This is a genomic window from Variovorax flavidus (assembly GCF_030317145.1).
Classification (GTDB): domain Bacteria; phylum Pseudomonadota; class Gammaproteobacteria; order Burkholderiales; family Burkholderiaceae_C; genus Variovorax; species Variovorax flavidus.
Genome location: NZ_JASZYE010000005.1, coordinates 132,408 through 146,399, shown reverse-complemented (window position 1 = coordinate 146,399; position 13,992 = coordinate 132,408). Strand labels below are relative to the sequence as shown.

Sequence of the window (13,992 nt, the reverse complement as noted above, 5' to 3'; positions counted from 1 at the left end):
TGCCGTTAAGCTCGGGGCGTGAAACCAACGCCTCGAAAATCTGTCAGTTCCGCGCCGGCCAAGCTTGCCAAGGCACCGCATTTCGTACGAATCATCGGAGGCCAATGGAAGCGCACGCGCCTGGCCGTCGCCGACAAGCCCGGCCTGCGTCCCACGCCTGATCGGGTGCGCGAAACGCTCTTCAATTGGCTGGCGAGCCTGGCCGGTGCCGGCGGCGGCGAACTACCGGACTGGCATTGCGTCGATGCCTTCGCCGGCACGGGCGCGCTGGGCCTGGAAGCTGCATCGCGCGGAGCGGCTTCGGTGCTGTTGTGCGAACAGGATCCGGCGCTCGTCGCCCAGTTGACGACGCTCAAGACCAAGCTCGCTGCCGACGCCGTGCGGGTGGAGCGGGGCAATGGCGTGACCGCCATCGAACGTGCGCCTGCCGGCAGCCTGCATGTCGTTTTCCTCGACCCGCCTTTCGAGAACACCGCCCTCTATGCGCCGGCGCTGCGCGCCGCCGCGCGTGCCTTGCGGCCCGAAGGCGTGGCTTATCTCGAAGCGGCTCGCCGATGGAGCGACGACGAGCTGTCCGCGCTCGGCTTGATCGGCTACCGCTATCTGAAGGCGGGCGCCGTCCACGCCCACCTTCTCCAGCGCGCGCCGGACGCGGCTGCATAATCCGCCGGACCAGTCGAAGCGTCTGTAAAGGAGGAAGCAAGCATGTCCAACAATGTGATCGCGGTATACCCCGGCACCTTCGACCCCATGACGCTAGGCCACGAAGACGTGGTGCGTCGTGCAACCCAATTGTTTTCGCGGGTCATCGTCGCCGTGGCGGCCGGCCATCACAAGAAGGCGCTCTTCACGCTGCAGGAGCGCATCGACATGGCGCGCGATGCGGTGCGCCCCTTCAGCGACCAGGTCACGGTCGAAAGCTTTTCGGGGCTGCTGCGAGATTTCGTGGTGGCGCGCGGCGGCAAGGCGATGGTGCGCGGCCTGCGTGCCGTGACCGACTTCGACTATGAATTCCAGCTCGCCGGCATGAACCGTTCGCTGATGCCGGAGGTGGAGACCGTGTTTCTCACCCCGAGCGACAAGTACCAGTTCATCTCCAGCACCTTCGTGCGCGAGATCGCGATGCTGGGCGGCGAGGTCGACAAGTTCGTGTCGCCGAATGTTCAAGACAGCCTGATGGCGAAAGTCCGTAGTCTCGGACGGGAATGATGCCCCCCGGCTTGTCGCTTCGCGTACTTCGCCACCTCCTTGAGGGGAGGCTCGCCAGCCTTGGGGCGGCCCGGCGGCTGGCGATATGACCCACGCAGCGTCGCCCCGACTCCACTCCCTCGGCGAAGCGGCGCTCCTGTGCGAGTTGCCTGCACCCGCAACGTTGGCGCAGCAGCAGCAGATCTGGGCGCTGGCGACGGAAGCCATGCAGTGGCGCGGCATCCGCGAAGTGCTGCCGGGCATGAACAATCTGACCTTGCTTTTCGAACCTGCGCAGATCGATGGCGTCGAGCTGGAGATGCAGGTGCTGTCGGCGTGGCCGCAGTTGGCAGCGGCTTCGATTCAGGGGCGCCGTATCGAGATCCCGGTGGCCTACGGCGGCGAGGCGGGGCCCGACCTCGCCGATGTCGCCGCGCACACCGGCCTCACGCCGTCCGAGGTCGTCCGGCGCCACAGCGAGGGCGACTACGTGGTGTACCTGCTCGGCTTCCTGCCCGGCTTCGCGTTCATGGGCGGGCTCGCTCCGGAGTTGGCGACGCCACGGCGGGCCGAGCCGAGAGTGGCGGTGCCGGCCCGCTCGGTGGGCATCGGCGGCGAACAGACGGGCATCTATCCGCTGGTTTCGCCGGGAGGATGGCAACTGATCGGACGAACCTCGCTCGAACTCTTCGATCCGGCCGCTGCGGAACCCACCTTGCTGCGCCCCGGCGACCACGTTCGTTTCGTCGTCGAAAGCGTGGAACTCTGATGACGGCACGCGCAAGCGTCACGGTGCTGCGGCCGGGGATGATGGCCTCGGTTCAGGACATGGGCCGCTACGGTCATCGGCAATTGGGCATCTGCCCGGGCGGCGCCCTCGACACGCTCGCGCTCGCGCTGGCCAATCGTCTCGTCGGCAACGCCGATGGCGCGGCGGGCCTGGAACTCACCATGGGCGCATGCGAGCTGCGCTTCGACACGGCCACGCGTATCGCCATCGCAGGCGACGACTTCGATGTCCGCCTGGATGGCGTGCCGCTGTGGCCATGCTGGAGCGTCGCGGTGAATGCAGGGCAGATCCTCAAGCTGGGCCGCGCCAATCGTTCGAGCACCAAGCAGGGCCTGCGCACCTGGTTGGCCGTCGCGGGCGGCATCGACGTCCCGCTGGTCCTCGGCTCCCGCAGCACGGACCTGAAAGCCGGATTCGGCGGGCACGAAGGCCGGGTGCTGAAAGCAGGCGATCAGTTGATGCTGGGCGCGCCGGCCCTCAACGCGGCCCAGTTGGCGCGGCGCCCCTTTGGCTTGCGGATGCCCGAGTGGAGTTTCCACGCCGACGACCAGGCGATCGTGCTGCGCGTCATGCCCGGCCCCGAGTTCGAGCAATTCACCGTCGCATCGCGCGACCTCCTGTGGCGCGAGCCCTGGCGCATCACGCCGCAGAGCAACCGCATGGGCAGTCGGCTGGAAGGCCCCGAACTGAAGCGCAAGCGCAGCGCCGACATGCTCTCGTCGGCCGTGATTCCGGGCACGATCCAGGTGCCGCCGTCCGGCCAGCCGATCATCCTGATGGGCGACGCGCAGACCACCGGTGGCTATCCCCGCATCGGCGTGGTCATCCGTGCCGATCTCTGGAAGCTGGCGCAGGCGCCCCTGAACGGGCGGCTGCGCCTTCAGCCGGTGGATGCGGCAGAGGCGCTCGCGGCCTGGGACGGGCAGCGGCGCTACCTGTCGCAGGTGGCGCAAGGCCTTGCGTCCGCCGGATGGATCGCTCCGGCGCAGAATTCCGTCGAAGGAGTAACTCATGCAGATTGACCTCAACGCCGACCTCGGCGAAGGCTGCGACAACGACGAGGCCCTGCTCGGCCTCGTGAGCTCGGCCAACATCGCCTGCGGCTGGCATGCCGGCGACGCCAACACGATGCGGCAGTGCGTGCGCTGGGCCATCGACAACGGCGTCGCGATCGGTGCGCACCCCAGCTTTCCCGATCGCGAGAACTTCGGCCGCAGCACGATGAATCTGCCGCCCGAGGAGATCGTGGCCGGCGTGCTCTACCAGGTCGGTGCGCTCGCGGCGATCGTCAAGGCCGAAGGCGGCACGCTCGCCCACGTCAAGCCGCACGGGGCGCTCTACAACCAGGCCGTGAAGGACCCGGTGCTTGCCGAGGCGATCTGCGAGGCAGTGCGGCGTTTCGACCCCGGGCTGCGCTTCTTTGGCCTGGCCGGCAGCGGCATGATCAGCGCCGCCGAGCGCGCGGGGCTGAAGCCGGTCGAGGAAGTGTTTGCCGATCGCGGCTACCAGCCCGATGGCAGCCTCGTCCCGCGCAGCCAACCCGGTGCGCTGATCGAGGACGAGGAGCAGTCGCTCGCACAGACGCTGTCGCTCGTGCGGGACCACAAGGTCACCGCCATCGACGGCAGCGTGGTGGACGTCAACGCGCAGACCGTCTGCCTGCATGGCGACGGCGCGCATGCACTGGCCTTCGCGCGCCGCATCCGCGAGCGGCTCACGGCCGAAGGCATCGCCGTGGTCGCCACGGCTTGAACCGTGCAAGTGTCGTGAATGTCCTGCTGACCGGCTTCGAGCCCTTCGACAAGGACGCCATCAACCCCTCGTGGGAGGCCGTGCGCGCGCTTGACGGCTGGCGCTGCGAAGGGGCGGTGGTGCATGCGCGCCGTGTGTCCTGCGTGTTCGGCGCTGCATTGCGCGAACTCGATGCGGCCATCGACGAGTTGCAGCCGCAACTGGTGCTCGGCATCGGCCAGGCGGGAGGGCGCAGCGAGATCACGCCCGAGCGCGTGGCGATCAATGTCGACGATGGCCGCATCTGCGACAACGCGGGTTGCCAGCCGATCGACATGCCCGTGGTGGCGGGCGCGCCTGCCGCCTACTTCTCGACGTTGCCGATCAAGGCCATCGTGCGCGACCTGCGCGCGGGCGGCATTCCGGCATCGGTGTCGAACACCGCCGGCACCTTCGTCTGCAATCACCTGTTCTTCGGCCTGATGCATCGCATCGCGACCCGGCCGGTGCCCGGCATGCGCGGCGGCTTCATCCACATCCCGTACTTGCCCGAGCAGGTCGCGCGTCTTCCGGGATTGCCGAGCATGGCGCTGGAGACCGTGATCTCCGCGCTGCGCGTCGCCGTCAGGACGTCACTGTCCGTTCGGGAAGACGTGCGCGAGACTGGCGGCCAGCTGCATTGAGCCGTCGCCGGCTCATGCGCCTGCGAGCAGGCGCTGCAGCCAGGGCGCGAGGGTGGTGTTGACGAACTCGGGCTTTTCCATCGTGAGCATGTGGCCGCACTGTGCGACCCACACCAGCTCGGCATGGGGCATCAGCGCAGCGATCTCGCGCGAGCACTCGGGTGGCGTGAGGCGGTCGCTGTCGCCACACAGCACGAGCACCGGGCAGCGCAGGCTGGAAAGATGCGGCCGCGCGTCGGGCCGTTCCATCAGCGCACGGTTCTGGCGGATCAGCTGAGTCGCGCCGGCATCGAGCACCAGCTCGACGTAGCGCTGCACCAGAGCGGCGTCGCCGGCTTGCTTGGGGTGAAAGGCGAATCCCGCGTTGAGCTCGATCACGTCGCGCGCCTCGCCGCGTTCGAACAGCTCGATCGCCGATTCGCGCAGCTTGTACATGTCGGGCGTTTCCGGCCGTGCATTGGTGCCGAGCAGGGCCAGCCCCACGACGCGTTCGGGCGCTTGCCGTGCGGCTTCCATGGCGATCATCCCGCCCATCGAGGCGCCGCACAGGATCAGCGGGCCGGGGTGTTCCGCGAGCACGGTCGCGGCCATGGCCTCGATGCGGTCGTGGCGCATATGCACATCGCTCACGCGAACATCGAGCGTCGAGGGCAGGGCGGGCAACTGGGCTTGCCACAGGCGCTCGTCGCAGGCGAGCCCGGGCAGCAGAACAAGAGTAGGCATCGGCGGATTCTCGTTGAACGGCGGCTACATGAAGCGGACACGCCCGAGGGTGACAATCGGCCAATGCCCAGCACCGACCTCATCCTGATCCGCCATGGAGAAACCGACTGGAACCGCGAACTGCGCTTCCAGGGCCACATCGACGTGCCCCTCAACGACATGGGCCACGAGCAGGCACGCCGGCTCGGGCTCCGGATGGCGGGCGAGCCGGTGCAGCACCTGATCAGCAGCGACCTCATGCGGGCGCAGCAGACGGCCGCACCGGCTTCGCGACAGCTCGAACTGGAGATCGCGACCTCGGCCGCGCTGCGCGAGCAGAACTTCGGCGTCGTCGAGGGCATGCGCGCCGACGAAATCCAGAACCTGCATCCGCGCGCCTGGGAGGACTGGCTCCAGTTCCGCGAGGACCATGCCATGCCCGAGGGCGAATCGCCGCGCCAGTTCCACGCCCGCATCATGGAGGCCCTGGGCAGTATCGCCGTCGAGCATTCGGGGCAGACCGTGCTGGTGGTCACCCACGGCGGCGTTCTCGACATGGTCTGGCGCACGGCGCGGGGGCTGGGCCTGAACGGGCCACGCCAGAGCGACATTCCCAATGCGGGTTTCAACCGCATCCGCATCGCCGACGCCACGGCGCCTTCACTGATCGAGATCGTGGACTGGGCCGATATCCGGCATCTGGCCGACCTGCCCGCGCAACCCACCTACGACCAGCGCCGACACCTGAAGAAGTGATGCGCGGCGCGTGACGCCGGTCTGCGCAAGATTCGTCAAGCGCATCGCAACGAAGATCAAGCAGGTGCGCGGGCGCGCCGGCATCATGGCTGCGTGTGCCATCAACCGGCCAATTGCCCATGGACTATGCAAGCACCAGCGACCTCGTGGCCGCCCTTCGGACCGGCAAGGTCTCGGCCGTCGAGCTGCTGAGCCGGTCGATCGATCGCATCGAGAAGTTCGATCCGCAGCTCAACGCGGTCGTCGTGCGGGATTTCGGGCGCGCCAGGACGGCGGCGGCTGCGGCCGACGCGGCGCTCGCGCGCGGCGAGCAGCTTCCGTTGCTGGGCGTTCCGCTCACGGTCAAGGAGGGCTTCCATGTTGCAGGCCTGCCGACGACCTGGGGCATTCCCGGCACCGAGACGATCGAGGTCACCGACGACGCAGTCGTGGTTCGCCGCCTGAAGGCTGCCGGTGCCATCGTCATCGGCAAGACCAATGTCGCGATGCATCTGGCGGACTGGCAGAGCTCGAACCCGCTCTTCGGCACGACAAACAATCCGTGGGATCCGGCGCGAACGCCGGGTGGCTCGTCCGGCGGCGCCGCGGCCGCGCTGGCGGCGGGCTACGTGTCGCTCGAATTCGGCTCGGACCTGGCCGGTTCCCTTCGCGCGCCGGCGCACTTTTGCGGCGTCCTCGCGCACAAGCCTTCGCACGGACTCGTGCCGATGCGTGGCTTCGCACCGCCGGGAACGCCTGCGCTGTCCGTGGGCAGAGACATCGACCTGGGGGTGGTGGGCCCGATGGCGAGAAGTGCAGGCGATCTCGCGCTGGCGCTGGATGTCATTGCCGGTCCCGACGATGCGGAGGCCGTCGCCTACCGTCTCGCGCTGCCGCCTGCGCGCGGGACTGCGCTGCAAGATTTCCGCGTGCTGGTGCTCGATGTGCATCCGATGCTGCCCACGTCTCGTGTTGTGCGGTCATCCCTGCAACGTGTGGTCGAGGGGCTGGAGCGCGCCGGTTGCCATGTCGGGCGGACGAGTCCCTTGCTGCCGGATCTGGGGCGCATTGCGTCGTTGTGGGGCCAACTCCTGTGGGCGGTGATCAGCGCCGACATGCCGGCCGAGGCGGGAGGCATCAGCCATCGCGACTGGATTCGAGCGGATCGCGAACGGATGGGCATCGCGCATCAATGGCGGGCTTTCTTCCGCGAGTGGGATGTGATCCTGTGTCCGGTCATGCCGACACCCGCGTTTCCGCACGACCATCGTGAGATGGAGGCCCGGCGCCTGACGATCGACGACAGGGAGATTCCATACCGCGACCAGGCCGTCTGGTCGAGCATCGCGACGCTCACCGGCCTGCCATCGACGACCATGCCGATCGGGCGCAGCGACGAGGGGCTGCCCATCGGCATGCAGATCATCGGCCCGAGCTTGGAAGACCGCACCACGATCGCCTTCGCACAAGCCGTGGAGCGCGAGTTCGGCGGCTTCGTGCCGCCGCCCGGCTACGCCACCTGACCCGGTGCGGTAGCGCTATCGTCGGCCTAGAATGGCCCGATGAGCAAAGACGGCACCCCTGTTCGACGCGCCCGCCGGGGCAGCGGCGCGGTCACCCTGCACGACGTCGCAAAGCTCGCCGGTGTCGCGCCCATCACCGCGTCGCGCGCATTGAGTTCGCCCAAGCAGGTCTCGGCCGAAGTCCTGAAGAAAGTCACCGACGCCGTGGGCCGCACGGGCTATGTGCGCAATGTGCTCGCGGGCGGGCTGGCATCGACCCGCAGCCGCCTCGTCGCCGCGGTGGTGCCCACGATGACCGGGCCGGTGTTCCTCCAGACCGTGCAATCGCTGACCGAAGCGCTCGCGGAGCGGGGCTACCAGCTGATGCTGGGTCAGAGCGGCTATGTGGATTCGCGCGAAGACGCGCTGCTCGAAGCCATCATCGGCCGCCGGCCCGACGGCATCGTGCTGACCGGCATCATGCATTCGCCCGAGGGCCGCAAGCGTCTGGTGGCCGCCGGCATTCCGGTGGTCGAAACCTGGGACCTGACGCCGACGCCGCTCGACATGATCGTGGGCTTTTCGCACCCTGACGTGGGCCGAGCCGTGGTGGAGTTTCTTTTCCGCAAGGGCCGACGCCGGCTTGCCGTCGTGGCCGGCGACGACGAGCGCTCGCAGCGGCGCCACCAGGCATTCCGGGATGCGGCGCGTGCGGCCGGATTGCGCGATGTTCCCGTCAGGCAGGTGCCTGCGCCGACGACCCTGAAGAGCGGGCGCGGCGCGCTGGCCGAACTGCTGCGCGATTTTCCGGATATCGACGCCGTGTTCTGCAGTTCCGATCTCGTTGCACTGGGCGTGATGATCGAAGCGCAATCGCGAGGCATCGCGGTACCGGAGCAACTGGCTGTCGTCGGCTTCGGAGACCTCGAGTTTTCGGCGGACCTGAATCCCGCCTTGACGACCGTTCGCATCGATGGCGCCACGATCGGCCGCACAGCCGCGCAATTCATCGTGGACCGGGCGGAGGGTCGGCAGACCGGGCCGCAGATCGTCGACGTCGGCTTCACCATCGTCGACCGCGCCAGCGCCTGATCCGTGCAAACCCCTAGACAGACCGCTTGCGCGTTGGAACGGTAGCGCTATCATTCGATCTCCAAAAGATAGCGCTACCATGAAAGAGGCACACCCATGAAGTTCTTGTTGACCTTCCTCGCCATCGGCCTGGCCGCAGCCACTTCCGTTCACGCACAGGACTGGCCGCAGAAGCCGGTGACGCTCGTCGTGCCATTCCCTGCCGGCGGGTCGACCGACATGGTCGCTCGTGCCATCGGTCCCAAGCTCACCGACAAGCTGGGCCAGCCCTTCCTGGTCGACAACAAGGCGGGCGCCACGGGCACCATCGGCGCCGCCCAGGTCAAGCGCTCGGCGCCCGATGGCTCGACCTTTCTCGTGACCTCGCTCGGGCCGCTCGTGATCGCGCCGCACCTCATCAAGGGCATGCAGTACGACGCGCTGAAGGATTTCGATCTCATCACCGTGGCGGTGCAGGCGCCCAATGTGCTCGTGGTGCCCCCGAAGTCGCCGCACAAGACGGTGGCGGACGTGATCGCCTACCTCAAGGCCAATCCCGGGAAGATGACTTTCGCCTCATCGGGCAACGGTTCGAGCGACCACCTCACGGCCGAGTTGTTCTGGCAGCAGACCGGCACCAGCGGCCTCCACGTACCCTACAAGGGCGGCGCCCCGGCCATCACCGATCTGCTCGGCGGCCAGGTGGAAGCCTCCTTCCAGAACGTCAACGCCGTCGTTCAGAACATCAACGCAGGCAAGCTCCGTGCGCTGGCCGTCACCGGCGAAAAACGCTCGCCTGTGCTGCCCGATGTGCCTACCATCGCCGAAGCGGGCGTCAAGAACGTCGAGGTGTATTCGTGGCAGGCCATCGTGGCGCCCAAGGGCCTGCCGCCTGCCGTGCGCACCAAGGCGCACGATGCGATGGCCGCTGCGCTCAACGACCCGGCGGTCAAGCAGCAGTTCGTGGCGATCGGCCTCGAAGTCGTCGCCAACACGCCGGCCCAGTTCGCCGCCTTCCAGCAGCAGGAGTTCGCGCGCTGGAAGAAGGTGATCGAGACCGGCAAGATCACCATTGATTGACAGCCCAACCGTCCTGAGCGAATCCCCATGACCACCTCCACCCCTGTCATCACCGAACTGCGCGTGATCCCGGTCGCCGGCCGCGACAGCATGCTGCTCAACCTCAGCGGCGCGCACGGTCCGTTCTTCACGCGCAATCTGCTGATCCTCACCGACAACGCCGGCCGCACCGGCGTGGGCGAAGTGCCGGGTGGCGAGAAGATCCGCCAGACGCTGGACGATGCCCGCGATCTCGTCGTGGGCCAGCCCATCGGCGCACACCAGCGCGTGCTCCAGCAGGTGCAGCAGAAGTTCGCCGACCGCGATGTTGGCGGCCGCGGCCTGCAGACCTTCGATCTGCGCACGACGATTCATGCCGTGACGGCCATCGAATCCGCGCTGCTCGACCTGCTGGGCCAGCACCTGGAAGTGCCCGTTGCCGCCTTGCTCGGCGAAGGGCAGCAGCGCGACGCGGTCGAGATGCTCGGCTACCTGTTCTTCGTCGGCGATCGCGACAAGTCGGATCTGCCTTACGCGCGCGAGCCGCAGGCCGACAACGACTGGTCCCGGCTGCGCCACGAGAAGGCCATGACGCCCGAAGCCATCGTTCGCCTGGCCGAAGCGGCGCGCGAGCGTTACGGTTTCAACGACTTCAAGCTCAAGGGCGGCGTGCTGCGCGGCGAAGAGGAAATCGAAGCCGTCACGGCGCTGCACGAGCGCTTCCCGGAGGCGAGAGTCACGCTCGACCCGAACGGCGGCTGGCTGCTGAAGGACGCGATCCGCCTGATGCGCGACATGCGCGGCGTCGTCGCCTATGCCGAAGATCCCTGCGGCGCCGAGGAAGGCTTTTCGGGGCGCGAAGTGATGGCCGAGTTCCGGCGCGCCACCGGGCTGCCGACGGCCACGAACATGATCGCCACCGACTGGCGCCAGATGACGCATGCGCTGTCCCTGCAATCGGTCGACATCCCGCTGGCCGACCCGCACTTCTGGACCATGGCCGGCTCGGTGCGCGTCGCGCAGACCTGCCGCGACTGGGGCCTGACCTGGGGCTCGCATTCCAACAACCACTTCGACGTCTCGCTCGCCATGTTCACGCAGGTCGGCGCCGCCGCGCCGGGGCGCGTGACCGCGATCGACACGCACTGGATCTGGCAGGATGGGCAGCGGCTGACCAAGGAGCCCCTGCGCATCGAAGGCGGGCTGGTGCAGGTACCGAAGAAACCCGGCCTCGGCGTCGAACTCGACATGGCCGAAGTCGAGAAGGCGCACCAGCTTTACAAGCAACATGGCCTGGGCGCGCGAGACGACGCGGTCGCCATGCAGAGCCTGATTCCCGGCTGGACCTTCAACCCCAAGCGTCCGGCTTTCGACCGCTGAGCCCGGGGTCGCATACTCACGGACAACACCAAGGAGCGCCCCATGAGAGAGAACCGCTTGCGAACGCTGTGGAAATCAGGAGGGGCGGCCGTCAACGGCTGGCTCGCGATCCCGAACGGCTTTTCCGCCGAGACCATGGCGCACCAGGGCTGGGATTCGCTGACCATCGACCTGCAGCATGGCGTGGTCGACTACCAGTCGATGATCCCCATGCTGCAAGCCATCTCCACCACCGACACCGTGCCGGTCGTGCGCGTGCCCTGGCTCGAGCCGAGTGCGCTGATGAAGGCGCTCGATGCCGGCGCCTACGGCGTCATCTGCCCGATGATCAGCACGGCCGACGAGGCCGCGCGGCTCGTGGCCTACACCCACTACGCGCCACGCGGCACGCGCAGCTTCGGGCCGGTGCGGGCCTTGCTCTATGGCGGGGCGGACTATGCGCAGCACGCCAACGACACCATCGTCACCTTCGCGATGATCGAGACGGCGCAGGCGCTCGAGAACCTCGACGCGATCATGTCGGTGGAGGGGCTGGATGCCGTCTATATCGGTCCCTCGGACCTCTCGCTCGCGCTGGGCTGCCGCCCGGTGTTCGACGATGTCGATCCGCCGGTCGCGCAAGCGATCGACCACGTGCTCGAACGCGCGAAGGCGCACGGCCTGGTCGCCGGCATCCACAATGGCACGCCCGAAGGTGCGCTGGCGCGCGTGGCCAAGGGCTTCCAGTTCGTCACCGTCAGCTCCGACGCGCGGCTCATCGCCGCAGGCGCCCAGCAGGTGCTCTCGAAGATGCGCGCCGCGCCGGCCAAGGCCGGCTCCTCCTCTTACTGATACTGAAAGGGACTTGAACATGAAAATCGGATTCATCGGACTCGGCATCATGGGCGCGCCGATGGCGCAGAACCTCCTGCAGGCCGGCCACGAGATGTTCGTGCGCACGCGCAGCAAGGTGCCTGACGCGCTGAAGACCGCGACTGCCTGCGCCAGCAATGCCGATGTCGCGCGCGCGGCCGATGTCGTGATCCTGATGCTGCCGGACACACCGGATGTCGAGACGGTGCTGTTCGGCGAGGACGGCGTCGCCTCCGGTCTCACGAAGGGCAAGCTCGTGATCGACATGAGCTCTATCGCGCCGATCGAGACCAAGCGTTTCGCCAAGAAGATCAACGAACTCGGCTGCGACTACCTCGACGCGCCCGTCTCCGGCGGCGAAGTGGGCGCCAAGGCGGCGAGCCTGACGATCATGGTCGGTGGCGAGGAGGCGGTGTTCGAACGCGCCAAGCCTCTCTTCGAGGCCATGGGCAAGAACATCACGCTCGTCGGCGGCAACGGCGACGGCCAGACCACCAAGGTGGCCAACCAGATCATCGTGGCGCTCAACATCGCTGCCGTGGGCGAGGCACTGCTGTTTGCCAGCAAGGCCGGCGCCGATCCGGCCAAGGTGCGTCAGGCGCTGATGGGCGGATTCGCGGCTAGCCGCATCCTCGAAGTGCATGGCGAGCGCATGATCAAGCGCACCTTCAACCCCGGCTTCCGCATTGCGCTGCATCAGAAGGACCTGAGCCTTGCACTGGCGGGCGCGAAGTCGATGGGCGTGGCGCTACCGCAGACCGCTTCGGCCGCGCAACTGATGCAGTCCTGCGCCGCCCATGGGTGGGATCAACTGGATCACTCGGCACTCGTCAAGGCGCTGGAGCAGATGGCGGCGCACGAAGTCGCGCCGGACTGACACGGCCGTGTTCAGCGATTGAACGCCGGCAAGCCCAGCCGCGCGTAGACGGCCTCGGCCTGTCGGCGCAGCCGCATGGACTCGGGCTGGCTGTTCACCTGCCGCTGCAGGATGCCTTGTGCGCCGGTCAGCGTGGCCTCGGTGCCGCTTCGGATCAGGGCATCGAGGTAGACCTGTTCGAATAGATCACGCTGCGCGTGGCTGCCGCCGATCTCGATGAGTCGCGGCAGCGCCAGTCCCAGCCCTTCGATCGCCGATTCGAATTCGCCGCGGGCATGGGCGCGCAGCCCGTGCGCAGCCGGGACGCACACGCGTTGCCATGCATCGCGCGCCGACGGCGGTGCTTTCGGCGCAAAGGCTTCGATGTTGCCCATCAGTCGGTCGGCCTCGGGTCGGCCGGCGCGCGCCAATCCGTACAGATACTGCAAATCGAGGAACGGCAGCACGTGGTCGTCGAGCCGCACTGCCACATGGTCGGCGAGATCGTGCCAGCGGTCGCCAACGTCGATACCCGCCAGTTCGAAGCGCGCCAGCAACGAGACGGCCCCGATCTGGTCCTGCGAGTACTCCTTGACCACACCCCACACCTGCCGGTCGTAGATCTCCAGTGCCTCCTTGTCGCGCCCGAGGTCGATCAGGAAGAGGGCCACGTGCCACCAGTTGTGCGTGACCATGAAGGAGTTGAGGCCGACCCAGGTGTCGCTCACGCTGCGCATGAACGCCAGCCCTTCGGTCAGGCGGCCCTCGGTCAGCATCACATGGCCCAGCGCGTGGTGCGCCCAAGGCTCCTTGCGCTCCATCGAAATCGCCCGGCGCGCGCTGGCCTCGGCTTCGCGCATCAGATGGCATTGCTCGTACCCGAAAGCGGCCATGCCGTGCAGGTAGGGCACGTCGCCCGCTGCAGGCAGTGACGCGAGCGCCAGCCGCAGCATGCCGGGACAGTCGCCGGTGTTGAAGCAGTGGTACTGGCCGAGCTTGAGCGAGGCCAGGTCGCGTGGATGCTCGCGCGCCTGCTCGTGATGGAGCGCGATCGCACGGGCGATGTCGCCCTCCGCCCAGGCCGCGATGGCGGCGATGTAGCGCTGCTCGCGGGGCGTGGCGCTTGCGGCTGTGGCCTGTGCGCGTTCGATGAATGGCCGTGCATTGGATGCCGCATCGCGCGATTCCGCAAACAGGTGCAGCGTCGCGCAATAGGCCTGCACGATGGGGCTCGGATCATGGCCGGCGGCGAGCACGTCGACCGCCCGTGCCTCGCACGAGATGAAACCTTCGACAAAGGCGTTGACCGCGTCAACGCTCGTCGGGTCGGCAAGGCTGAGCGGATTGCCGAGGCTGTCGGTGAAGCGGGCGGCTGAACTCAAGGCGATTCCTGGGGCGTGGCTTGGCGTGTGCCCTCATGTTGCCACGCCCCGGATCGGCTTG

General features: G+C 67.7%; 15 protein-coding genes. 13 read left to right on the top strand and 2 right to left on the bottom strand.

Translation table 11 applies throughout. The features are described from left to right. Nucleotides 1-18: 18 nt before the first annotated feature. From QTH90_RS22395 to pcp, 6 genes are all read left to right on the top strand, one after another. Nucleotides 19-663 carry an RsmD family RNA methyltransferase gene (locus tag QTH90_RS22395; protein WP_286666775.1) on the top strand — a complete coding sequence of 215 codons (645 nt, stop codon included), beginning with the start codon at nt 19-21 and terminating at the stop codon, nt 661-663. Nucleotides 664-705: 42 nt separating this feature from the next. Next, entirely contained in the window at nt 706-1,209 is a 504-nt protein-coding gene (gene coaD / locus QTH90_RS22390) for a pantetheine-phosphate adenylyltransferase (RefSeq protein ID WP_286601294.1), read from the top strand. An 85-nt stretch (nt 1,210-1,294) separates the two neighbouring features. Continuing rightward, entirely contained in the window at nt 1,295-1,957 is a 663-nt protein-coding gene (gene pxpB / locus QTH90_RS22385; protein WP_286666774.1) for a 5-oxoprolinase subunit PxpB, read from the top strand. Then, nucleotides 1,957-3,000, top strand: a complete 1,044-nt coding sequence (locus tag QTH90_RS22380) for a 5-oxoprolinase subunit C family protein (RefSeq protein WP_286666773.1) — start codon at nt 1,957-1,959, stop codon at nt 2,998-3,000. The genes pxpB and QTH90_RS22380 overlap by 1 nt, the downstream gene beginning before the upstream one ends. After that, complete coding sequence (gene pxpA, locus QTH90_RS22375) at nt 2,990-3,730, top strand: 5-oxoprolinase subunit PxpA (protein ID WP_286666772.1); 741 nt, start codon at nt 2,990-2,992, stop codon at nt 3,728-3,730. Before QTH90_RS22380 ends, pxpA begins: the two co-directional genes overlap by 11 nt. A 14-nt stretch (nt 3,731-3,744) precedes the next feature. After that, nucleotides 3,745-4,392 carry a pyroglutamyl-peptidase I gene (gene pcp / locus QTH90_RS22370; protein WP_286666771.1) on the top strand — a complete coding sequence of 216 codons (648 nt, stop codon included), beginning with the start codon at nt 3,745-3,747 and terminating at the stop codon, nt 4,390-4,392. 12 nt (nt 4,393-4,404) lie between these two features. Here pcp and QTH90_RS22365 read toward each other — a convergent pair whose 3' ends face one another. Next, nucleotides 4,405-5,115: an alpha/beta fold hydrolase gene (locus QTH90_RS22365; RefSeq protein ID WP_286666770.1), complete on the bottom strand. Its 711-nt coding sequence runs from the start codon at nt 5,113-5,115 to the stop codon at nt 4,405-4,407. Between the two features lie 63 nt (nt 5,116-5,178). On the opposite strand from QTH90_RS22365, the gene QTH90_RS22360 reads away from it, so the two are divergent. From QTH90_RS22360 to glxR, 7 genes are all read left to right on the top strand, one after another. Beyond that, nucleotides 5,179-5,850: a histidine phosphatase family protein gene (locus QTH90_RS22360; protein ID WP_286666769.1), complete on the top strand. Its 672-nt coding sequence runs from the start codon at nt 5,179-5,181 to the stop codon at nt 5,848-5,850. A gap of 119 nt (nt 5,851-5,969) precedes the next feature. After that, complete coding sequence (locus QTH90_RS22355; protein WP_286666768.1) at nt 5,970-7,352, top strand: amidase family protein; 1,383 nt, start codon at nt 5,970-5,972, stop codon at nt 7,350-7,352. 39 nt (nt 7,353-7,391) lie between these two features. Continuing rightward, nucleotides 7,392-8,423, top strand: coding sequence for a LacI family DNA-binding transcriptional regulator (locus tag QTH90_RS22350; protein WP_286666767.1), 1,032 nt, complete (start codon nt 7,392-7,394; stop codon nt 8,421-8,423). Nucleotides 8,424-8,519: 96 nt separating this feature from the next. Then, on the top strand, nt 8,520-9,482 hold the full coding sequence (locus tag QTH90_RS22345) for a Bug family tripartite tricarboxylate transporter substrate binding protein (RefSeq protein WP_286666766.1): 963 nt from the start codon (nt 8,520-8,522) through the stop codon (nt 9,480-9,482). Between the two features lie 27 nt (nt 9,483-9,509). Further along, on the top strand, nt 9,510-10,841 hold the full coding sequence (gene gudD, locus QTH90_RS22340; protein WP_286666765.1) for a glucarate dehydratase: 1,332 nt from the start codon (nt 9,510-9,512) through the stop codon (nt 10,839-10,841). A 42-nt stretch (nt 10,842-10,883) separates the two neighbouring features. Further along, on the top strand, nt 10,884-11,672 hold the full coding sequence (locus QTH90_RS22335; protein WP_286666764.1) for an HpcH/HpaI aldolase family protein: 789 nt from the start codon (nt 10,884-10,886) through the stop codon (nt 11,670-11,672). Nucleotides 11,673-11,691: 19 nt separating this feature from the next. Next, nucleotides 11,692-12,570 (top strand): 2-hydroxy-3-oxopropionate reductase, encoded by an 879-nt coding sequence (gene glxR, locus QTH90_RS22330; RefSeq protein ID WP_286666763.1) that lies wholly within the window; start codon nt 11,692-11,694, stop codon nt 12,568-12,570. Nucleotides 12,571-12,581: 11 nt separating this feature from the next. Here the strand turns inward: glxR and QTH90_RS22325 are convergent, their stop codons facing one another. Continuing rightward, on the bottom strand, nt 12,582-13,937 hold the full coding sequence (locus QTH90_RS22325; protein WP_286667007.1) for a tetratricopeptide repeat protein: 1,356 nt from the start codon (nt 13,935-13,937) through the stop codon (nt 12,582-12,584). Between the last annotated feature and the right edge of the window lie 55 nt (nt 13,938-13,992).

Bases quoted from the DNA above. Each gene is read 5' to 3' on its own strand.
- pxpB (WP_286666774.1), top strand. From the start codon at position 1,295: ATGACCCACGCAGCGTCGCCCCGACTCCACTCCCTCGGCGAAGCGGCG.
- pxpA (WP_286666772.1), top strand. From the start codon at position 2,990: ATGCAGATTGACCTCAACGCCGACCTCGGCGAAGGCTGCGACAACGAC.
- QTH90_RS22380 (WP_286666773.1), top strand. From the start codon at position 1,957: ATGACGGCACGCGCAAGCGTCACGGTGCTGCGGCCGGGGATGATGGCC.
- gudD (WP_286666765.1), top strand. From the start codon at position 9,510: ATGACCACCTCCACCCCTGTCATCACCGAACTGCGCGTGATCCCGGTC.
- QTH90_RS22360 (WP_286666769.1), top strand. From the start codon at position 5,179: ATGCCCAGCACCGACCTCATCCTGATCCGCCATGGAGAAACCGACTGG.
- QTH90_RS22350 (WP_286666767.1), top strand. From the start codon at position 7,392: ATGAGCAAAGACGGCACCCCTGTTCGACGCGCCCGCCGGGGCAGCGGC.
- QTH90_RS22365 (WP_286666770.1), bottom strand. From the start codon at position 5,115: ATGCCTACTCTTGTTCTGCTGCCCGGGCTCGCCTGCGACGAGCGCCTG.
- QTH90_RS22355 (WP_286666768.1), top strand. From the start codon at position 5,970: ATGGACTATGCAAGCACCAGCGACCTCGTGGCCGCCCTTCGGACCGGC.
- QTH90_RS22335 (WP_286666764.1), top strand. From the start codon at position 10,884: ATGAGAGAGAACCGCTTGCGAACGCTGTGGAAATCAGGAGGGGCGGCC.
- glxR (WP_286666763.1), top strand. From the start codon at position 11,692: ATGAAAATCGGATTCATCGGACTCGGCATCATGGGCGCGCCGATGGCG.
- QTH90_RS22345 (WP_286666766.1), top strand. From the start codon at position 8,520: ATGAAGTTCTTGTTGACCTTCCTCGCCATCGGCCTGGCCGCAGCCACT.
- coaD (WP_286601294.1), top strand. From the start codon at position 706: ATGTCCAACAATGTGATCGCGGTATACCCCGGCACCTTCGACCCCATG.